We start from the raw sequence: 21,867 nt of genomic DNA, 5'->3' as shown, positions 1-21,867 counted from the left end.
GTGTCCTACCCCGCCTCGCCGTCACCGAACAGATTGAGCATGTCGAGTTGGACGTCCGCGCCCTCCACCTCTTCCAGCCCGAACAGGCCGCCGCCCAACTGGTCGGGGGCACGCTTGCTCCGGCGCTTCTTCCTGGCCGATGCCGCCAAAAGCCTCGGCGGTCCGCCGACCGGGAGGGCCCGGGTCAGCGGACTGGTGCCCGGCAGGTGGCGGGGGCCCTGAGCCGGAGGGGGCGTGAGGGAGGGGTGCGTGAAGGGCCGTCCCTCGGCCATGGCCTCGTAGACGCGGACGATCTCCTTCTTGGTTTCCTCGAAAAGGCCGGGCTGCTTGTTCTTGAGCGCCCGGAAGCTGTCGAGGACCAGGTCAATGTCCGCGCGTTCGATCCCGTAGAGGTGGAAGTAGGCGGCGTCGAGTTCGGCGCGAATCAGGAACCGGCGCTCTTCGTCCCAGACGAAGGGTGGGCCCTCGTCACCGAGGTATTTCGCCCACGGGGCCATCTCGTACGAGGTGTAGGTGAGTTCCAGGACTCGTGGACGGATCCAGTGAGCCAAGGGTGTGTCTTCGGTCCATGGAGCAGAGAGGTCATAGGCCGTGGGCGCCAGAACCGGAAGCTGCTCAAGGACGAAGTAAGCCAGGGAAGCCCCTGCATACTTCTGACGAAGGACAAAGTCCAAGATGAAAGAGCTCAGATTAGCCAACAGTAGTTCCGGGCCCTCCCACACAAGAATCAATGGGAACTTATGGCCCACAGCTGTCCGAGGCATAGCAGAAGCAATCACCGTCCGCTCATCCGATGCCCGGCAGACGTCACGCCAGCCCATGAGCCATCCCTGCCGCCATGCCTTGCGCGGGACGGAGCGGTCCTCGGCCAGTCGCTGTTCAATCTCATCTTCGGCCACCCAGTGACGCGGCAACGGCAAGGCTGTTGGGTTCTGATGGCTCTCGAGGTCGAACCTCGGCAGCGTTCCCTTGTTGATCTGTGCCTGGGTGGCGTTCTCGTACGTCGCGAATCGGCTGTCGAACTGGTGCAAGAACTTGCCCTCATACAAGGGTAGATAGCGCACGTCGCGGTTCGTGATGACCGTGCCTTCTTGGGTCCCGCCCTGGGCGAGAAGCGCCTCTGCGGACTGGAACCGCTTGGAGGCCGTGGCCATGTCGAACATGCGCAGAAAAGGTCCGTTGCCCAACTTCCAGGGATCCGCCGGCCCACCGCTCACGTGCCGTCGGAGCAACGGCACCCGATCATGCACCCCCTCCAGCACCCGCAAGTGCTCCGGGCTCTCGCAAACCGGCGCCGTCCGAGTGTTCGGGTTGATCCGCTTGAACCCCTCCTCGTCCAGCGTGAACTCCCGCGCGTCGAGCTGGTCCGGCCGACGTGCCCGGAACGCCAGTCGCACCACCGGATAGCCCTCGGCGAGATCACGGCCCGCCATCGTGAACAGGCAGAACGCGACACGGTTGGTGACCGCCGGGAACAGCTTCTCCTCGTTCTCCATGTCCAGCACGGCCACCATCTGCCGCTTCTCCACCAGGTCCGCGAAGAACGGCGCCGTCGTCTTGTCCGTCGCGATGCCCGTCGGCAGGACGAGTCCCGCCATGCCCTTCGGGCCGATCAACTGCCGGGCCTTCTCGGCGAAGACGGCGTAGGTGTTCACGTCGCCGAAGCCGGTCTTCGGGAACAGGCCCGACTTCCGGTACATGGTGACCTGGCCCTTGGACTCCCGCTGGTCGAACTGGTACTCCGCGTACAGCTTGCGGTGGCCCTCGTTGGGGCTGCCGTCCTCTTCCACGCTGGCGGCAAGCGCCTCGATCATGCCGTCGCGGATGCTGGCGGTGGCGGCGGCGGCGATGGTCTCGTCGCGGGCCGCGAACCACTCCTTCTTCTGGATCTTCACCCGCTCCCACGGAGGGTTGCCCAGCACCGCGTCGAATCCGCCCTGCCACCCCGTGTCCGGGTTGACGTCGTCGGCGTGGGCGTCCTCGACGCGGAAGATCTGCGGGAACTCCAGGTGCCAGTGGAAGAACTGGTTGCGGCGGACGATGTCCTGGAGCATCGGCTCCGCCCCCTCCTCCACCAGGGGAGAGTCCTCCTCGTCCTTCATCACGGCGCGCAGCACGTTCGTGGTGATCGCGGCGGGCGCGTCCGTGTTCTTGGGCCACAGGAAGGCCGCGCACCAGACGTTCGCGACGCGCTTCATGTGCCGCAGTTCGGGCTGGTTCTCGAGCTTGCGGTGCTCGCGGGCGTGGCGGCGTACCTCGGCGAGGCTGCGGTCGCCGATGCCGGCGACCTTCTCCGCCTCGGCCCGGACGGCCGCCGTGCTGGTGCGGAAGACCCGGTCCTCGAACGGGAGTTGTTCGGTGCCCTTGCGTTCGGCGTCGTTCTGGTTGCGCAGCTCGGTGACGACTGATTGCTTGTCGCCTTCCAGCTTCTCGAACGCGCCGTCGGGGATGCCCTGTTCGAGGGCGGCCGGCGTCGCGCCGAGGAGGGCGTTGCCGGTCTTGATCCGGTCGTCGAGGTAGGCGAGGGGCTCGCCGGGGGTGAGGGACTCCAGCCAGAGGCTTACCTTGGCGAGTTCGGCGGCGAGGGGGTTGAGGTCGACGCCGTAGACACATCTGCGGACGACCTTCGCCATGGCGTCGCGGACCAGTTCGGGGGCCGGTTGGCTCTCCTCGTGGACCATCCGCGCGTAGCGCAGGGCGATGCGGCGGGCGGCGGCGACGAGGACATGGCCGGAGCCGCAGGAGGGGTCGACGAAGCTGATGCGCAGCAGGTGGTCGGGGACGCCGGAGGCGGCATAGCGCTCTATGACGGGGTCGAGGGTGTTGTCGAGGAGCTTCTCGATGAGGGAGGACGGGGTGTAGTAGGAGCCGGTCAGCTTGCGCTTGTTGCCCGCGACGAGGTCCTTGAGCTCGAAGAGTTCGTTGTCGGGTTCGCGGGCGGGGACGAGTTCGAGGAGGGACTCGTAGACGCTGCCGAGTTCCTCGGCGCCGAGGTGGCGGTAGTCGACGCGGGTGGTACGGCCCTTGTCGGTGACGCGGTTGAGCAGGCGGACGGCCTCCAGCAGGCACTTGTTGGGGAGTGTGGCCGCGCGCAGGGGTTCGGCACCGCCGGGCAGGCGGGTGGGGCGGGCGTTCTGGTCGAGCTCGCCGGGCTCGGGGAGGTAGTAGATGCCGCCGAGGGCGGGCAGGGCGAGGGCGGGTTCGCCGCCTTCGGTGCCGAGGGCGTTGAGGACGCGGACCAGGCCCTGCCAGAGGTCGGTGTGGTGGTCGCCCTTGCGGCGGGAGGCGATACGGCGCAGGCGTGCGGTGGAGAAGTAGCGCGCGTAGCGTTCGCGGGCGTCCCGGTTGGACTTGATCTCGGCCTTGGTGGCTCTGCGGCCGGGGCGGACGAGCAGGGCGTCGCGGTCCTCGGCGACGAAGAGGAAGATCAACTGGTAGGCGAGGCGCAGCAGTTCGTGGTGGTAGTCGTCGAGGGCGCGGCGGCCGCCCGCGGTGATGGCGTCCGCGAGGTCGGGGTTGTTCTGGAGGAAGCCGGTGCCGAGGATGTTGAGGGCCTTGGCGACCTGGTCACGCAGGAGGTTGCGGGAACGGATGCCGGTCTCGACGGCGTAGTCGCGCCACCATTCGAGGCGGCAGTCGGCCGGGGTGAGCTTGATGTCGTCGGCGGCGCCGACGCCCTCGTCCTCCTCGCCCTCCTCGGTTTCCTCGTCCTCGGCGGTCTCTTCGGCCGCCGCGGCAGCGGCCGCGCCCCGGCGCTTCTTCTCCGGCTTGGGGAGCAGTTCGAGGCGGGAAGCGTGCAGCAGGGCGTACATCAGCAGGAAGTCGCTGAAGTCGCCGCCGCCGAAGATCGCTTCGAGGTCGAACTCGACGTAGGCGGAGCCGACCAGGGCGGTGGAGTCGCGCAGCAGGCGCAGGACGCGGCCGTTGGACAGGATGCCCCAGAGGTGGTCCGGGGAGGCGTTGAGCAGTTCCTGCATCATCGACTGCGGCATACGGGGGCTGTGCGCGGACCAGCGGTCGAGCGGGGTGGTCCAGCCGAGGAGGTGGACGGGGACGTGGTCCTGCCACTGGTGGCTGACCCGGTAGGGATCGGGCCGGCCGGGGAGCCGGATGCCGCCGCGTCGGGGGGCCAGCCGGCCGTAGCCGAGTTCCTCCAGGAGGGTCAGCAGCCAGGTCCTGGTGGCCTTGGTGGGGTCGGCGGTGTCGCCGAGTTCCTCCAGTTCCTCCTGGAAGGAGGTGTAGGCGGCGCGCAGGGCGTTCCACTTGCGGCTGGCGGCGTCCTCGATGCGTACGCCGCGGCCGAGGCCGTAGTCGGCGGGGGCGCTGCCGGGCAGTTCGGGGTCCTGGGCGCGGATCTTGCCGAGGAGGTCGGCGGAGAGCAGGCCTCCCTCGACGCGTACGGCGGCGGAGGCGGGAAGCCGGTCGGGAGCGAGGGCGGTCACCGGTCTCCTCCGGGTGCGGTCTGCTGTGCGGCGTTCTGGGCGGGCCCCTGGGCGGTGCTCCGGGCGTTCTGCTGCGCGGCCGGGACGTTGAGGTACACGTACACGCCCAGCAGGTCCGGGTCGCCGGACGGTTCGACGTCGATGCGGCGAACGGCGGCGGCGCCGCGTTCACGGCCGCGCTGGCCGGCGGCCTCACGGACGCGCTGGTGGGCGTCGCGCAGCCGTTCGGCGAGGAGCCGACCGCGGGCGGTGAGATGGTCGCGTACGTCCTGGCCGCCGACTTCGGTGACGGCGAGGGCGGCCTGCTGGTTGCGCAGGGCGGGCAGGGTGTTGAAGTCGGGGGTGGCGGTGAGCAGGGCGGCGGTCTCCTCGTCGGAGAGCCAGGTACGGCCGCCGTCGGGCTCGGTGCGCCAGGCGAGGACCTGGGCGTCGTCGGCGACCAGGACACGGGGTTCGTCGGTGGCGGTGCGGCCGGGCAGCCTGAGGCGGAAACGGTAGCGGGCCAGCACCAGCACGGTGCGGCGGTCGACGGCGGCGGTGCGGATCACCCCGAGGCGGCGGGCGGGACGCTCCTCGGCGGGCAGGGTGGTGTCGACGGCGGCGTCGAGGAGGTAGCGGGCGAGAGCGCGCACGGCTGGGTCGGTGCGGGAGAGGGCGTGTTCACCGCGGGCGACGGGAAGGTCGTCGCGGAAGACGAGGTCGCGTACGGCTGCCTTGCCGCGTCCCTTGGCGCGGGCGGGGGCGCCGCCGGGCGTGGTGGCCTGGTCGGCGTCCTCGTAGAAGCCGAGGGCGTGCTTGAGGCCGTTGGGCAGCGGGGCGACGGGTGCCTTGAAGCCGCGGTCGCGGGGTTCGCCGGTCGGCTGGGCGCCCAGTTGGGAGAGGGCCTCGCGGGTGAACACGGCGATGTCGCCGGGGTCGCCCAGTGCCTGCCGCAGCGCGTCCAGTTCGGCCTCCACCTCCTCGGGGCGCAGGCCGGAGTGGGAGAACTTGGTGAGCACCTTCGACTCGCGTTCGGCCGCGGACTCCCACTCCTTGTGGAGGGCCTCGCAGGCCCTGCCGAAGTCGGGGTCGTCCTCGAAGTCGAGGGTGAGCTGGCCCTCGGGCTGCTTGCCGTTCAGCAGCAGGGCGCTGGTCAGGGCTTCGAGGACGCCGCGGCCCTGGTCGGGGACGAGGACGGCGACGCCGGTCTGGTCGGCGATGTCCTTGTGTTTCTGGATGAGGACCTTCAGGACGAGGCCGTCGATGCCGGTGTCGGTGTCGTAGACGGTGATCTCGCGGACGTAGCGGCTGGGCTGGCCGAACCGGTCGACGCGGCCCGCCCGCTGGAGGTGGCGGGTCGGGTTCCAGGACAGGTCGTAGTGGATGACGGCGCTGAAGTGCTCCTGAAGGTTGACCCCTTCGGACAGGCAGTCGGTGGCGACCAGGACGTGCCGGCCGCGCTTGGCGGTGAGTTCGTCCACGCGGGCCTGGCGGGCGTCGGGGTGGAGGGTGCCGGTGACGGCCGCCACGGTCGCGCTGCGGCCGAGTTCCTCCTTGAGGTGCTCGGCGACGTACTCGGCCGTCGGGATGTAGTGGCAGAAGACGATCGGGTCGTAGCCGTCGACGAGCTGCTGTTTGACGCGGTCGACGAGGAGGCGGAGCTTGGCGTCGGTCTCCGGTCCGGCGAGAGCGTCGGCGCGGGCGGCGAACTCCTCCAGCTTCCGGGTCTCGGCGGTGCGGCGGCGGGGGCGGGCGGCCTGCTTCCCGGCGGTACCGGCGACGGTCTCCGCGGCGGTACCGGCGGCCGTCTCCGCGTCGGCCCCGGCCGTCGCTTCGGCGGGGGTGTCCGTCCCTGCTTCGGAGGTCTCCCCGCCCTCGGCGGGGAGGGTGCCGGGGACCAGGTCGATGCCCTCGGCGGTCCCCTCGTCGACGAGTTCGAAGGCGGCGGCCCGGCCCTGCCGTTCGGCCTCGGCGGTGCGGGTCCCGGCGATGAGGGAGCGGGCGCGCAGGGTCGCGGCCGCCGCGCGGGGCGACGACAGTACGCAGCGCAGCAGGGTGAGCGCCGTCCACCAGGACATCCGCTGGTGGTGGCCGCCGCCGGGGCCGCGCACCTGCTGACGGGTGTAGGCGAGGATGTCGGCGACGAAACCCGCGTACTCCGCGTCCAGACGGTAGAGGGCGTCCGTGGTCTTGCGGTCCTCGGGGAAGGGCGTGTCCTGGCCGACGTAGCGCTTGATGTCGTGGCGGCGGCGCTGCACGAAGTGACGGGCGAGCTTGTCGCGGTCCGCGGAGCGGGTGGTGTCCAGGGCGCTCAGGGACGGGTCGAGGAGTCCGGTGAGCTTGGCGAACGCCTGCGGGTCGCCGCTGTGCGGGGTGGCGGTGACCAGAATGAGGTGGCGGTCGCGCTCGGTGCGGTCGGCGAGCGCGGACAGCAGCTCGTAGCGCTTCTGCTGTTCGTTGGCGCCGGTGCCGACGCAGGTGTGCGCCTCGTCGACGATGAGGATGTCGGGGCAGTGGCGGCGGAACGCGTCGCGCCGCTCGCTCTGCTTGATGAAGTCGGTGGAGACGACCGTGACGGGATAGTGGTCGAAGATCGAGCGGTCCGGATCGTCGATCGCCTTCTGCAGCCGGGCGGCCGTGGACGGCAGGACGAGTTCGGGCTCCATGCCGAACTTGTCGTGCAGTTCGCGCTGCCACTGCTCGGCGAGCGACGGCGAGCACAGCACCGTCATGTTGCGGGCGGAGCCCTGCTCCATCAGCTCCTTCGCGATCAGCGCGGACTCGACGGTCTTGCCGATGCCGACGTCGTCACCGATCAGCAGGCGGACCGGGTCCATGCGCAGGGCCATCATCAGCGGGACGAGCTGGTACTGGCGGGGCTCGACGGCGACGGCGTTCAGGGAACGGAAGGGGCCCGCGCCCGCGGTGGACGCGATGCGCAGGGCGGTGCGCAGCAGCGCGGCGGAGGCGAAGTCACCGGCCTCGCCGGGCTCGGCGCGGGGCAGGCCGAAGCCGGGTTCGCACACCTCGTCGGGGAACAGGGCGGCGATGAACTCGCGGTCCCCGTCGAGGGGCTGGGCGAGGACGAGTTCCCCGGTGGTGCCGGGCAGGACGACCCAGTCGCGGTCCCGGGCGCGTACGAGCGTGCCGGGGGCGTGGCCGGCCGGGGTGCTCATCGGTCGCCTCCCCCGTGGTCGCGTCCCCTGTGGTCGCGTCCGACGCCGAAGACGTCCGGGTAGTCGCGCACGGTGTCCTTCCAATCGGGTTCGGCTCCGGCCCTGATCACCAGCCAGCCGTCGTTCATCATGCGGTACTCGTCCTGCTCGCTGAGCGGACGGGCCGAGTCGTGCTCCAGGAAGACGGCGACCTCGGCGCCGGGCAGGTGGTAGACGAGGTCGGCGGCCTCGGTGCCCGTCTCGTCCGGCGGACGGTGACCACCGTCGGCGAGGAGACGGAGGAAGGCGGCGAGCGGTGTGCCGGGGGCCTGTTCCGCTGCGGCTTCCCGGCCGGTTTCGGGGTTGCCATGGCCGGCGGTGGCGAGCGCGGCGGCCGGTGCGGGCCGGCCGTCGTCGCGAGTAGTGCGGGAGCGCAACAGGGCGAGCAGCCAGGGCGCGGCCCGATGGCGGTCGATACGGCGGTGGTAGCCCTGGTTCGAGTACGACAACAGGCAGTCGTAGCAACCCAGTTCGCAGCGTTCGGCGGCGCCCTCGGCGCGGTCGAGGTCCTTGCCGTCCTCGTCGTAGTGGATGATGCGCAGGGCCTCACGCGCCACCATCGCGAGCGCGCGGTCCTCGTCGTGCAGACGGCGCAGGACGCCCGCGCCGCCTTCGGCGCTCTCCACGAACAGCATCCGGCCGCGTTCGTCGGCGTCCGGGAGATCCTCGCTCTCCAGCTCGGAGTCCTCCAGTTGGAAGTACGCCTCGATGCCGCGTTCGAGCGCGTAGCGCAGGGACACCGCGGTCGTGGTGTCGACCTGTTCGGCCAGCCGCAGCACGGCGACGTTCTTGGTGTCCTGGGCGTAGGGGATGACCTGGATGGTGCGCTGGGCGCGGTCGAAGGAGGCGAGGGACTCCTCCTCCGCCGAGTCCTCCGCGAGGCTGGCCGCCCTGCGTTCCGACAGCCACCGGCCGCTGACCGGGTCCAGCCAGAAGCCCTGGCCCGTGTTGCTTTTGGCGTCCCGCTTGCGGTAGCCGAGGTTGAGGACGCGGACGCTGGCCGAGTCGCCGTAGGAGACCGTGGCAAGCTGTTGCCCGTCCGCGCCGAGGGTCCGGGCCTCGTGGGCGCCGCCGGGGGCGTAGCGGTAGACGGTGCGCAGCCGGAAGCCCCGCTTGAGGCGCTCCTCCTCGTCGGAGGAGATCCGGCGGCGCGGTTCGGCGTGCACCTGGGTGAGCTGCATCAGCTTGGGCAGGGTGCGGTGCAGCGGCACGTCGCAGTTCTCGCAGCGGTCGGCGCCGTCGCGCCGGTCGTGCCAGTAGCCGCACGCCTCGCACAGCCGGATGTCGCTGGTGGCGACCTGGCCGGGCCGGTTGCCCATCGGGACGGTGACGCGGTCGATGGTGTAGCGGTTGCCCTCGTGGTAGATGAGCGCGCCGGGCCCGAACTCGCCGATCGCGATGAAGCGAGGACGCTGGATGTAGGCGCCGTTGCGCTGCCCGTACTTGCCGGCCGAGCGCTCGCCGGGGACGTAGGCGGCGAGCGGCAGGCGGGGGAAGGAGTAGCCGGGCAGGAAGCCCTCGGAGGCGAAGTAGCGGTAGGTGTAGAAGTCGCTGAAGGACTCGCCGTCCGACTCGTTGCGCAGCAGCTTGAGCTGGTTCTCCGCCTCGGCCCGGCGCAGCGCGGCCATGTCACGGTCCCGGCGGCTGAGGGAGAGGTCGTTGGCCCGGCGGTGCTGCTGCTCGACCTCCGTGCGGGCGGTCCGGTAGAGGCGACGCCAGCGCTCGCACGCGTCGTCCAGGCAGCCGAGAGCCTGGCGGACGGTGCGCTCGATCCAGTTCTCGTGCCACCAGGAGGAACCGGACAGCTCCTCGTCGACAAGGGGGGCGAGGACCTCGGTGGCGCGGCCGATGGCGCGCAGCCGGGCGCTCTCGCTGTCCAGGTCGGCCCGCACGCTGGGCAGCAGTTCCAGGGGCCAGCCGCCATCCGCTCCCGGGGTCTCGGCGTCCAGCACGTCGGTGAGGCGGCCGCCCAGGTGGACGCCGGTCTCGGCGAGCCAGACGGAGTGGACGTGGGAGCGGATCAGTTCCTCGTTCGCGAGGTCGAGGCGGGGCGGGGTGACACTGCCGGACACCATCAGCTCGGGGCGGCGGAAGTAGTACTGGTCGTGCGGGGAGCCGGTGGAGCAGTACGTGGTGACGAGCGCGGGCTGTCCTCCGCGTCCGGCGCGCCCGGAGCGCTGCGCGTAGTTGGCCGGCGTCGGCGGAACGTTGCGCATGCCGACGGCGTTCAGGTCGGCGATGTCGACGCCGAGTTCCATCGTCGGGGAGCAGTAGAGGATCTCCAGGTCACCCTCACGGAACGCCTCCTCGCGGACACGGCGGACGGTCGACTCGACCTGTGCGGTGTGCTCGTGCGCCCTGATGCCGGTGAGCCCGGCGGCCTTGGCGCGGTAGAGGTCGCGGAAGTACGGGTTGACGCGGACTTCGGCGTCCGCGTCGGTCACCTTGCGCACAGGGTCGGGTTCGGGCCGCGTGCCCTCACCGGGCAGCCACAGCAGCGCGGAGGCGCGCAACTGGTACCCGAGGGAGCCGTCGCGGTCCTCACGGCTGATGTCGAGCAGACCGCATTCGTGCAGCACGCACAGCAGATCACGGATGACCGCGTCGGCGTCGGCGACCGGGATGCGCTTCCCCGATTGGCCGGGCAGGGCGGCGAACTGGCCGATGCGGCGCAGATAGCGGCCGTAGGCGCCAAGTCCGCTGAGGTACACGGCGTCGGGCGAGCCGCCCATCTGGCCGCGGCCCGCGTACACGTAACGGGCGGGCACCCGGGGTTCGCGCCGGGACAGCGCCCACGGCGTCACCAGGTGCGCCTCACTGACCGTGACGAGCCGGTCGAAACCCTCCTGGGTGAGGCACTCGACCTCCACCGCCAGGGAGCGGCGCACCTCGTCGAGCAAGTCGCGGGCGAGCTGCTCGCGGTGGGCGGGCGTGTCGCCGGTGAGCAGCGGATGACAGCCCTCCCAGCTCTCGGTGTCGGCGGCGATCTCGGCGAGGTCGGTGTAGTCGAAACGCAGCAGGCCGGTCTGGGAGAGGTTGGGCATGGTGACACGCCAGCCGCGCTCCAGGTCGGCGTAGACCCGGTAGGCGAGCAGATCGCGCAGGGCGGACCGGGTGAGCTCGCGCTGGTGGAACTTGGCGGTCGCCACCTTGGCGTAGGCGTCGGGAGGGAGGGCCAGGGCGTCGAACACGGCCTGAGGCAGCCGGTCGTAGGTCAGGCCCCGCTCCCCCGCCGCCTCGACCGCCCGGTAGAGGGCGCCGCGCACCTGGGTCACCAGGGCGAAGTCGTTGAAATGACCCGCCTGGAGGCTGGCGTCCTGCCGGTTGTCGACGAAGGTGAGCAGCTTGCGCGCCCGCTTCGTCAGCTCCGGCTGCTCGCGCAGGGAGCGCACCACGCGGGAGCTGATCAGGGAGACGGCCGAGCTGCGCCCCTCCGCGGAGAAGGTGGCCAGCTTGGCGAGGTCCTTGAGCCGCAACTGTTCGTAGGAGGCCCGGCAGTGCAGGCAGAAGCGGAACGGGGCGGCGATCCACCAGGCGCGCAGTCCGGTGCCCGGTCCGGTGACGCGGCCGTCCGCGCCGACCCACACCTCCTCGGGCAGGTCCCCGGTGCGGGCCTTGAGGACGGACGAGTCGCCGTTCTCGTCCGTCTCGACCCAGCTTGCGGGAAGGCGGCGGAACACGGCGTCCTGGTCGTCAGCGTCGGGCCAGGGCCGGTCGTCGCTGACGTACAGGAAGCCGTCGTCGGCGGCGGCCGGCGCGTCGGGGTCCTCCCTGGCCTCGAACACACGGCCCTCGTGCTCGGCGGGGCGGGTGACCACCAGGTACTCCTTGCCGCAGTCGCGGCAGAAGTGGAGAGGGACGAGAGGCTTGTCCGGGTGGTCGGGGACGCGGATCTGGTACTGACTGGTGAGGTGACGGCTGCCGGGCGGTTCCAGGCTGGTGTAGACGGTGTCGCCCTTGGACAGGAACTGATGCAGCCGGAACGCGAACAGGGGCTTGTCGATCTCCGGGTGCCGGGCCTTCGCCCCCGCCCGCAGCGTCTCCTCGATGGCCCGGTGGCAGACGTCGACGGGCTCACCGCTGGCCTCGGCGAGCAGGGCCGCGGCCTGCGGGATGGTGAGCGGGGGACGGCGTACGAGCCTGCCGCTGCCCTCTTCCACCGCCAGCCCCACGGTGTCCTCCACCCACACGGCGAGGGGGTCGCGCTTGAGGGTGTCGTAGTCCTCGGGCAAGCCTGAGGGGGTGGCGGCGGCGCGGCGCACGGCGTCGGCGAGAGGCTCGCGGGGGTGGACACCGGGTACCGCGTCCGGGCCCGGGTCGGTGCAGCGTTCCAAGGTCTCGCCGATGACCCGGTCCGGGCGGATCTCCGTACCGAACAGGCGGGTGGCGACCTTCGCGATCTCCTCGCGGGTCTCCTCGAAGGTCACGCCGGTCGCCATGGTGGCGGAGGTGCCGACGCACTGGAGCTTCGGGGCCTCGCAGGCGTCGCGCAGCCGGCGCACCAGGAGGGCCACGTCGGCGCCCTGACGGCCCCGGTAGGTGTGCAGCTCGTCGAGGGCCAGGAAGCGCAGGCCGCGGGCGGCGCCGATGAGTTCGCGCCGCTCGTCGGGGCGGGTGAGGAGGTACTCCAGCATCACGTAGTTGGTGAGCAGGATGTCCGGCTTCTTCCGCAGGACACGGCGCTTGTCCTCGGCGTTCTCCTGGCCGGTGTAACGCTCGAAGGTCACCTTGCGGCGGTCGTCGGGGATGCCCCAGTGGAGGTACTTCTCCAGTTCGTGGAACTGGCTGTTGGCCAGCGCGTTCATGGGGTAGACGACGATCGCCGTGATGCCGCCCGGGTTCGGGTCGCGCAGCACTTGGTGCACGATCGGCACGATGTAGGTGAGGCTCTTGCCGGAGCCGGTTCCCGTGGTCAGCACGTAGGAATCGCCGTTGTCGGCCGCCGCGATCGCCTCACGCTGGTGCCGGTGGAGAGAGAGGGTGCGGCTGCCCGGGTCGTCCGGGCCCTTCTTGTCGCGGAAGTACTCCCGGCACATCGGGTGCAGCAGGCCGTCGTCGCACATCTCGGCGACGGTGCCGGCCTTGCGGAACATGGGGTTGAGGGCGAGCTTGGGATCGGGCCAGCGGGTCTTCCGGCGCCGCTCGGCCTCCAGGTGGGTCTCGATGGAGGGGTCGCTCACCGCGACGAGGGAGCTGGTGAACGCCTCGTATTCCGCGATGAGATCGTGGTGGACACGAAAGACGTCCATGACTTACCGGGCCCCCTGCGTTCCGCGCTGCCGCTTCCCTGCGCGTCGTTCCCGGGAACCGGCCCGGGACGAGTCACGCAACTGAGCCACCCTACTGCCCGGCTGGACAGCGCTCGTCACAGTCTTGACATCCTTCCCAGCCGGAGCTCCGCACCGTCCCTTCCTGCGTGGCCGAGCACCTTTTTTCCAGGAGCGGGCGGAGCGTGACGTGATTCACTGCCTCCGAAGGTCACAACAGGCAAGCGCCCGAAGGGATCCCACCGGTGCCCCACGAAGTCGATCAGTCATTCCTGGCGCTCCCGCTACGGCCGCTGGCCGACGCCGCGCTGGCACGCGCGCGTGCGCTGGGCGCCGAGCACGCGGACTTCCGGTTCGAGCGGGTGCGCAGCGCCTCCTGGCGCTTCCGGGACGCCAAGCCCGCCGGTTCCTCGGACACCACCGACCTCGGGTACGCGGTGCGGGTCGTGCACGGCGGCACGTGGGGCTTCGCGTCGGGGGTGGACCTGACCCTGGACGCCGCCGCCAAGGTGGCGTCGCAGGCGGTGGCGATGGCGAAGCTGTCCGCCGAGGTGATCCGGGCGGCCGGCTCCGACGAGCGGGTGGAGCTGGCCGACGAGCCGGTGCACGCCGACCGGACGTGGGTGTCGTCGTACGAGATCGATCCGTTCGCGGTGCCCGACGAGGAGAAGTCGGGGCTGCTGGCGGAGTGGAGCGCGCGGCTGATGGCGGCGAACGGCGTCAACCACGTCGACGCCTCCCTGCTCACCGTGCACGAGAACAAGTTCTACGCCGACACCGCGGGCACCGTGACCACCCAGCAGCGCGTCCGGCTGCACCCGCAGCTCACCGCCGTGTCCGTGGACGAGTCCAGCGGCGAGTTCGACTCGATGCGGACCCTCGCGCCGCCCGTGGGCCGCGGCTGGGAGTACCTGCGGGGCACCGGCTGGGACTGGGAGACGGAGCTGGAGCGGATCCCCGAGCTACTCGCCGAGAAGATGCGGGCGCCGAGCGTCGAGCCGGGCCTGTACGACCTGGTCGTCGACCCCTCCAACCTGTGGCTGACCATCCACGAGTCCATCGGCCACGCCACCGAGCTGGACCGCGCGCTCGGCTACGAGGCCGCGTACGCCGGCACCTCGTTCGCCACCTTCGACCAGCTCGGCAAGCTCCGCTACGGCTCCGAGCTGATGAACGTCACCGGCGACCGCACCGCCGAGCACGGCCTGGCGACCGTCGGCTACGACGACGAGGGCGTCGAGGCGCAGTCCTGGGACCTGGTCAAGGACGGCACCCTGGTCGGCTACCAGCTCGACCGGCGCATCGCGAAGCTGACCGGTTTCGCGCGGTCCAACGGCTGCGCGTACGCCGACTCCCCCGCGCACGTGCCGGTGCAGCGCATGGCCAACGTGTCGCTGCGGCCGGACCCTGCCGGGATGTCGACGGAGGACCTGATCGGCGGGGTGGACCGGGGGATCTACGTCGTCGGGGACCGGTCCTGGTCGATCGACATGCAGCGCTACAACTTCCAGTTCACCGGCCAGCGGTTCTTCAGGATCGAGAACGGGCGGATCACCGGGCAGTTGCGGGACGTCGCCTATCAGGCCACGACCACCGACTTCTGGGGCTCGATGGCGGCGGTGGGCGGTCCGCAGACGTACGTCCTCGGCGGCGCGTTCAACTGCGGCAAGGCCCAGCCGGGTCAGGTCGCCGCCGTCTCGCACGGCTGCCCGTCGGCCCTCTTCCGGGGCGTCAACATCCTCAACACCACGCAGGAGGCCGGTCGATGAGCGCCCGCAGCAACAAGCCGCACGAGGTCGTCGAGCGGGCCCTTGAACTGTCCACCGCCGACGGCTGCGTGGTGATCGCCGACGAGCAGTCGACCGCCAACCTGCGCTGGGCGGGCAACGCGCTGACCACGAACGGCGTCACGCGCGGGCGCACGCTCACCGTGATCGCGACCGTCGACGGCAAGCAGGGCACGGCCTCCGGCGTGGTCTCCCGGGCGGCCGTGACCGTGGACGAGCTGGAGCCGCTGGTGCGGGCCGCTGAGGCCGCCGCCCGGGGCGCGGGACCCGCCGAGGACGCGCAGCCGCTGGTCACCGGCGTCACCCAGTCCCCCGGGTTCATGGAGGCGCCCGCGGAGACCACCTCCGCGGTGTTCGCCGACTTCGCCCCGGCGCTCGGCGAGGCGTTCGCCCGCGCGCGGGCGGGCGGCCGCGAGCTGTACGGCTTCGCCAACCACGAGCTGGTCTCCAGCTACGTCGGCACGTCGACCGGGCTGCGGCTGCGCCACGACCAGCCCAACGGCACCCTGGAGCTGAACGCCAAGTCGCCCGACCGTACCCGCTCGGCGTGGGCGGGCCGCTCCACCCGCGACTTCAAGGACGTGGACCCTGCCGCGCTGGACGCGGAGCTCGCCGTGCGGCTCGGCTGGGCCGAGCGGCGGATCGAGCTGCCCGCCGGCCGGTACGAGACGCTGCTGCCGCCGACCGCGGTCGCCGACCTGCTGATCTACCAGATGTGGTCGGCGTCGGGCCGGGACGCGGCCGAGGGCCGCACGGTGTTCTCCCGGCCGGGCGGCGGCACCCGCGTCGGCGACAAGCTGGCCGAGCTGCCGCTGACGCTGCGCAGCGACCCGGACGAGCCGGGCCTGGAGTCGGCGCCGTTCGTGATCGCGCACTCCTCCAGCGGCGACCAGTCGGTGTTCGACAACGGTCTGCCGCTCACCGCCACCGACTGGATGCGCCGGGGCGAGCTGACGCACCTGACGACCACCCGGCACACCGCGGGCGTGACCGGGCTGCCCGTGGCGCCGGCGATCGACAACCTGATCCTGGACGGCGGCGACGACCGCTCCCTGGAGGAGATGGTGGCCGGCACGCAGCGCGGTCTGCTGCTGACCTGCCTGTGGTACATCCGCGAGGTCGACCCGGCCACGCTGCTGCTGACCGGTCTGACCAGGGACGGCGTCTACCTCGTCGAGAACGGCGAGGTGACCGGCGAGGTGAACAACTTCCGGTTCAACGAGTCGCCGGTGGACCTGCTGGGGCGGGCCACCGAGGCCGGGCGTACGGAGAAGACGCTGCCCCGGGAGTGGAGCGACTGGTTCACCAGGGCCGCGATGCCGGCGCTGCGGGTACCGGACTTCAATATGAGCTCTGTCAGCCAGGGCGTATAACCTCGTACCTGATTACGAGCCCACCCGAGGAGACACGAGAACCGTGACGGACATCGTCGACGAGCTGAAGTGGCGCGGGCTGATCGCCCTCTCCACTGACGAGGACGCATTGCGCAAGGCGTTCGCGGACGGCCCCGTCACGTTCTATTGCGGCTTCGACCCGACCGCGCCCAGCCTGCATCTCGGCAACCTCGTGCAGATCCTCACGCTGCGCCGGATCCAGCAGGCGGGCAACCGCCCGCTGGGCCTGGTCGGGGGCGCCACCGGCCTGATCGGTGACCCGAAGCCGACCGCGGAGCGCACGCTCAACGATCCGGAGGTGGTGGCCGGCTGGGTGACGCGGCTGCGCGGCCAGATCGAGCGGTTCCTGGACTTCGACGGGCCGAACGCCGCGCTGATGGTCAACAACCTGGACTGGACCCAGGGTCTGTCGGCCATCGAGTTCCTGCGGGACGTCGGCAAGCACTTCCGGGTCAACAAGATGATCTCGAAGGAGGCCGTCGCCCGGCGGCTCAACTCCGACGCGGGCATCAGCTACACCGAGTTCAGCTACCAGATCCTGCAGGGCATGGACTTCCTGGAGCTGTACCGGCGCTACGGCTGCACGCTGCAGACCGGCGGCAGCGACCAGTGGGGCAACCTCACCGCGGGCGCCGACCTGATCCACCGGGTGGAGCCGCACGCCTCGGTGCACGCCCTGGCCACCCCGCTGATCACCAAGGCGGACGGCACCAAGTTCGGCAAGACGGAGTCCGGCACGGTGTGGCTCGACCCCGAGCTGACCACGCCGTACGCCTTCTACCAGTTCTGGCTGAACGCCGACGACCGGGACGTGTCGAACTTCCTGCGCATCTTCAGCTTCCGGTCCCACGAGGAGATCGAGGAGCTGGAGCGGCAGACCGAGGAGCGGCCGCAGGCCCGTGCCGCGCAGCGGGCGCTGGCCGAGGAGCTGACGACACTGGTGCACGGTGCCGACCAGACCGCCGCCGTCGTCGCCGCGTCCAAGGCCCTCTTCGGCCAGGGCGAGCTGGCGGAGCTGGACGAGCGGACGCTGACGGCGGCGCTGTCCGAGGTGCCGCACATCCAGGTCGCCACGCTCGGTCCGGTCGTCGACCTGTTCGCGGAGGTCGGCCTGGTGGCCAGCAAGTCGGCGGCGCGGCGCACGGTCAAGGAGGGCGGCGCCTACCTGAACAACGTGAAGGTCACCGGTGAGGACGCCGTCCCCGCCGCGGAGGACCTGATCCACGGCAGGTGGCTGGTGCTGCGGCGCGGCAAGCGGAACCTGGCCGCCGTCGAGGTGGCCGGAGGCTGACCGCCGCTACGGCGCGGAGCGTGGGCGGGTCGCAGCCGAGAGGCTGCGGCCCGCCGTTCGCGTTCCCGGGCCGGCCGCCCGCGTTCCCGGGGCCCGGCGGGTGCGTTTCCGCCTCGCACCCTGCCTCCTGGCACGGCTCGACGACGACTCGACGTGAGCGGTGCGTAGCGGTGCGTCGGGTGTCCGGCCGTATGCGGTACGGCGCATGCCGGGGACGGCCGTACGCGCCGGGGCCGAGGGCGTCCGCGCAGGCGGGCCCGGGACCCGGTCTCGTGGGCGGCGTGGACGCGGCGTAACGTGGACGTATTGGGCTGTGCTTCCCCGACCGGGGCGGTCCGGTCCCGGGGTGTATGAAGTCCGAGACGGGCGGATGGTGGAATGTGATGCGGAAGCAACGCGGCGGCGGCAACGTCCAGGTGTTCCGGATCACCGGAGCCCGGACCGGCCTCCAGGAGGACGTGCGCGGGCGGCAGCGCCGGTACGTGATCTCGATGTCGATCCGTACGGTGTCGGTGATCCTCGCGGCCTGCCTGTGGAACATCGAGCGGCCGGTCGCCATCGTGGCGCTGGTCCTCGGGGCGGTGCTGCCCTACATCGCGGTGGTGGTCGCGAACGCCGGGCGCGAGAACGCGCCGTCCCTGCCGTCGACCTTCATCACCGCTCCGGTGCGTCCGATGGTCGCGCCGCCGCGGACGAACGACGGTTTCGCGGAACCCGATCCGGAAGATGTCGCGGCCGGGCCCGCGCCGGGAGAACGAAGCGAGCAGCACAGGCGGACCTGACCCCGGAGGCCGGTCCGCGACCGAGGGTCGACTTGACGCCAAGCTCAAGAAAACCTCAGATCAATCATGTTGTTCCAGTGCCGGGCGACCGGTGACCCGTGACATACTTCGTAGGCGCTCCGCATCCCCCGTCGGAGCGACAGACCGACGCCGGGCAGCTCCCCCCGTGGCTGCTCGGCGTCGCCTTGTTCACAGCGGTTGTGAGACATATCTGTGAGTGACACCCCCATCTGCTCCGCCAAGGGCTGCCGCGCCGACGCCGTGTGGGTGCTGGCGTGGAACAACCCGAAGATCCACACGCCGGAGCGGCGCAAGACGTGGCTCGCGTGCGAGGAGCACCGCGAGTATCTGTCGCAGTTCCTGGGCGTGCGCGGATTCCTCAAGGACGTCGTGAGCCTCGAGGACTGGCAGGCACCCGAAGGCTCCGAGGGCCAGGCCCAGTAGCCGCCGTCGCGCTCCAGCCTTCGTGGCGTTCCAGTCGTCGCGTTCTAGCCGCCGATCGCCGACATCGGCCGCTCGGGCTGTTCGAACGACGGGTCGTCCAGGCCGGCGCCCGCCTTCTTGCCCCACATCGCCACGCGCCAGATGCGGGCGATCTCCTCGTCGGGGGCGCCGGAGCGCAGGGCGGCGCGCAGGTCCGTCTCCTCGGTGGCGAACAGGCAGGTGCGTATCTGGCCGTCGGCGGTGAGGCGGGTGCGGTCGCAGGCCGCGCAGAACGGGCGGGTGACGGAGGCGATGACGCCGACGCGGTGCGGGCCGCCGTCCACCAGCCACCGCTCCGCGGGTGCCGAGCCGCGCGCGTCGGAGCCCTCCGGGGTCAGCTCGAAGCGAGTGCGCAGGGAGGCGAGGATGTCGCCGGCGGTGACCATGCCCTCGCGCTTCCAGCCGTGCTGCGCGTCCAGGGGCATCTGCTCGATGAAGCGCAGTTCGTAGTCGTGCTCGACGGCCCAGGCCAGCAGGTCGGGGGCCTCGTCGTCGTTGAGCCCGGGCATCAGGACGGAGTTGACCTTGACCGGGGTCAGGCCCGCCTCGCGGGCGGCGTGCAGGCCCTCGATGACGTCCCGGTGGCGGTCGCGGCGGGTGAGTGCCTTGAAGACGTCCGAGCGGAGGGTGTCCAGCGAGACGTTCACCCGGTCCAGGCCCGCCGCCTTCAGGGCCGGCGCGGTGCGCTTCAGGCCGATGCCGTTGGTGGTGAGGGACGTCTGGGGGCGCGGGTCCAGGGCGGCGACGCGCTCGACGATCCCCACCAGACCGGGGCGCAGCAGGGGCTCGCCGCCGGTGAAGCGCACCTCCTGGATGCCCAGGGAGGTGACGGCGATGCCGATCAGGCGGACGATCTCGTCGTCCGTGAGCAGGTCGGGCTTCGCGAGCCACTGCAGGCCCTCCTCGGGCATGCAGTAGGTGCACCGCAGGTTGCACCGGTCGGTCAGCGAGACCCTCAGGTCGGTGGCCACCCGGCCGTAGGTGTCGATGAGCACGTGGGCCCCCTCCCTCGTGGCGGATCGGTTGTTCTGCGTCATTGCGAGCGTACGCGACGGCACCGACATCGACGGTGCCCCGCCCACGGGACAGGATGCCCCGCAGATGCCCCCCGGGACAGGGTGCCCCGTCTCCGGGACGGCACGCGGCCGCGTCGCAGGGGTCCTGCGACGCGGCCGCTCAGGGGGTTGCCGGCGGGCGGGTCAGTGGGCGCCGGTGCCGGTGAGGGACCGCACCTCCAGCTCGGCGAACTTGCCGGCGTCCGGCTCCTCCTTGGACAGGTAGGTGCCGATGACGCCGAGCAGGAAGCCGACCGGGATGGAGACCAGGCCGGGGTTCTCCAGCGGGAACCAGTGGAAGTCGACGTCCGGGAACATCGACGTCGCCTTGCCGGAGACGACCGGCGAGAACAGCACCAGGCCGACCGCGGTGACCAGGCCGCCGTAGATCGACCACAGGGCTCCCTGGGTGGTGAAGCGCTTCCAGAAGAGGCTGTAGAGGATCGTCGGCAGGTTGGCGGAGGCGGCGACCGCGAACGCCAGGGCCACCAGGCCGGCCACGTTCAGGTCGCGGGCCAGGGCGCCCAGGAAGATCGAGACGGCGCCGATGGCGACCGTCGCCCAGCGCGCCGCGCTCACCTCCTGCTTCTCGTCGGCCTGGCCCTTCTTGATGACATTGGCGTAGATGTCGTGGGCGAACGACGAGGAGGAGGCCAGGGTCAGGCCCGCGACGACGGCGAGGATGGTGGCGAAGGCGACCGCCGAGATGGAGGCGAGCAGGACGGCGCCCCAGTTGGAGTCGACCCCGCCCAGGTGCAGCGCGAGGAGCGGCGCCGCGGTGTTGCCGGCCTTGTTGGAGGCGATGATCTCGTCCGGCTTGATGAGCGCGGCGGCGCCGAAGCCGAGCGCGAGGGTCATCAGGTAGAAGGCGCCGATGAGGCCGATCGCCCAGTTCACGGACTTCCGGGCGGCCTTGGCGGTGGGCACCGTGTAGAAGCGGATCAGGATGTGCGGCAGGCCCGCGGTGCCGAGGACCAGGGCGATGCCGAGCGAGACGAAGTCCAGCTTGGACGTCGAGGTGGCACCGTACTTCAGGCCGGGTTCGAGGAAGGCGGAGCCCTTTCCGCTGTTCTCGGCGGCCTTGCCGAGCAGGTCGGAGATGTTGAAGTTGAACTTGAGCATCACCAGGAAGGTCAGCAGCAGGGCGCCGATGATCAGCAGCACGGCCTTGACCATCTGGACCCAGGTGGTGCCCTTCATGCCGCCGATGGTGACGTAGACGATCATCAGGACGCCGACCAGGGCGACGATGGCGATCTTCCCGCCGTCGCTGGTGATGCCGAGCAGCAGCGAGACCAGCACGCCCGCGCCCGCCATCTGCGCGAGCAGGTAGAAGATCGACACGACGATGGTGGAGGTGCCGGCGGCGGTGCGGACCGGGCGCTGGCGCATGCGGTAGGCGAGGACGTCGCCCATGGTGTACCGGCCGGAGTTGCGCAGCGGCTCGGCGACCAGCAGCAGGGCGACCAGCCAGGCGACCAGGAAGCCGATGGAGTACAGGAAGCCGTCGTAGCCGGCCAGCGCGATGGCGCCCGCGATGCCGAGGAAGGAGGCCGCTGACATGTAGTCGCCGGAGACGGCGAGGCCGTTCTGGAAGGCGGTGAACTGCCGTCCGCCGGCGTAGAAGTCGGCGGCGTCCTTGGTCTGGCGGCCGGCCCAGACGGTGATGACGAGGGTGGCCAGGACGAACACCGAGAACAGGCTGATGATCAGGGTCCGGTGCTCGCTGGCCGCGCCCGCCGCCAGCAGGGTGGTGTGCGCGTGGTTCATTCGCCGTTCTCCATCCGGGACTTGATCGCCTGCGCCTTGGGGTCGAGCTTCGCGGCGGCGTGCCGCGAGTACCACCAGGCGATGAGGAACGTGGTCAGGAACTGCGCGAGCCCCAGGACGAGGGCGACGTTGATGTTGCCGGCCACCTTGGTGCCCATGAAGTCGCCCGCGTAGTTGGACAGCAGGACGTACAGCAGGTACCAGACGATGAAGGCGATCGTCAGCGGGAAGGCGAACGAGCGGTGGGAGCGGCGCAGTTCGGCGAACTCCGCGCTCTTCTGCACCTCCTCGAACTCCTCGGTGGACGGGAGCCGGTCTTCGGTTTTCGAGGGCGGCGGTGCGTCGGTGGCCACGAAGTCTCCTCGCGTTGCGGGTGGTGACGGGGACCGGGCGCGAGTGTCC

11 protein-coding genes are annotated in these 21,867 nt (G+C 70.9%); 5 read left to right on the top strand and 6 right to left on the bottom strand.

Translation table 11 applies throughout. The features are described 5' to 3' along the window. Positions 1-5: 5 nt before the first annotated feature. From ACZ5GT_RS26250 to ACZ5GT_RS26240, 3 genes are read right to left on the bottom strand one after another with little or no spacing between them, the layout of a single operon-like run. Positions 6-4,442: an Eco57I restriction-modification methylase domain-containing protein gene (locus tag ACZ5GT_RS26250; protein ID WP_469031050.1), complete on the bottom strand. Its 4,437-nt coding sequence runs from the start codon at positions 4,440-4,442 to the stop codon at positions 6-8. After that, positions 4,439-7,597, bottom strand: a complete 3,159-nt coding sequence (locus ACZ5GT_RS26245) for a helicase-related protein (protein ID WP_469031048.1) — start codon at positions 7,595-7,597, stop codon at positions 4,439-4,441. The genes ACZ5GT_RS26250 and ACZ5GT_RS26245 overlap by 4 nt, the downstream gene beginning before the upstream one ends. Next, entirely contained in the window at positions 7,594-12,885 is a 5,292-nt protein-coding gene (locus tag ACZ5GT_RS26240) for a DEAD/DEAH box helicase (protein ID WP_469031044.1), read from the bottom strand. Before ACZ5GT_RS26240 ends, ACZ5GT_RS26245 begins: the two co-directional genes overlap by 4 nt. A 263-nt stretch (positions 12,886-13,148) precedes the next feature. Between ACZ5GT_RS26240 and ACZ5GT_RS26235 the strand changes: the two genes are divergently transcribed. The 5 genes from ACZ5GT_RS26235 (at position 13,149) to ACZ5GT_RS26215 (ending at position 18,601) form a co-directional block, all read left to right on the top strand. Then, the gene (locus ACZ5GT_RS26235) at positions 13,149-14,672 is read left to right on the top strand and encodes a TldD/PmbA family protein (RefSeq protein ID WP_469031041.1); all 1,524 of its coding nucleotides are present in this window, start codon (positions 13,149-13,151) and stop codon (positions 14,670-14,672) included. Beyond that, positions 14,669-16,063 (top strand): metallopeptidase TldD-related protein, encoded by a 1,395-nt coding sequence (locus ACZ5GT_RS26230; RefSeq protein WP_469031039.1) that lies wholly within the window; start codon positions 14,669-14,671, stop codon positions 16,061-16,063. Before ACZ5GT_RS26235 ends, ACZ5GT_RS26230 begins: the two co-directional genes overlap by 4 nt. A gap of 43 nt (positions 16,064-16,106) precedes the next feature. Next, positions 16,107-17,375 (top strand): tyrosine--tRNA ligase, encoded by a 1,269-nt coding sequence (tyrS, locus tag ACZ5GT_RS26225; protein WP_469031037.1) that lies wholly within the window; start codon positions 16,107-16,109, stop codon positions 17,373-17,375. Positions 17,376-17,758: 383 nt separating this feature from the next. Further along, a complete protein-coding gene (locus tag ACZ5GT_RS26220; RefSeq protein ID WP_469031035.1) occupies positions 17,759-18,157 on the top strand; it encodes a DUF3099 domain-containing protein in 399 nt (132 codons plus the stop codon). Positions 18,158-18,370: 213 nt separating this feature from the next. Further along, positions 18,371-18,601, top strand: coding sequence for a hypothetical protein (locus tag ACZ5GT_RS26215; RefSeq protein ID WP_469031032.1), 231 nt, complete (start codon positions 18,371-18,373; stop codon positions 18,599-18,601). A gap of 44 nt (positions 18,602-18,645) precedes the next feature. On the opposite strand, the gene moaA is transcribed toward ACZ5GT_RS26215, so the two are convergent. From moaA to ACZ5GT_RS26200, 3 genes are all read right to left on the bottom strand, one after another. Continuing rightward, entirely contained in the window at positions 18,646-19,635 is a 990-nt protein-coding gene (gene moaA / locus ACZ5GT_RS26210; RefSeq protein ID WP_469031030.1) for a GTP 3',8-cyclase MoaA, read from the bottom strand. Positions 19,636-19,839: 204 nt separating this feature from the next. Continuing rightward, positions 19,840-21,465 (bottom strand): solute symporter family protein, encoded by a 1,626-nt coding sequence (locus ACZ5GT_RS26205; RefSeq protein ID WP_469031028.1) that lies wholly within the window; start codon positions 21,463-21,465, stop codon positions 19,840-19,842. Continuing rightward, on the bottom strand, positions 21,462-21,818 hold the full coding sequence (locus ACZ5GT_RS26200; protein ID WP_469031024.1) for a DUF485 domain-containing protein: 357 nt from the start codon (positions 21,816-21,818) through the stop codon (positions 21,462-21,464). The genes ACZ5GT_RS26205 and ACZ5GT_RS26200 overlap by 4 nt, the downstream gene beginning before the upstream one ends. Positions 21,819-21,867: the final 49 nt, after the last annotated feature.

The sequence above is a fragment of the Streptomyces sp. NPDC031340 genome (genome assembly GCF_055569945.1).
The sequence above is the reverse complement of the archived record's forward strand: the minus strand, read 5'-3'. Positions and strand labels throughout refer to the sequence as shown.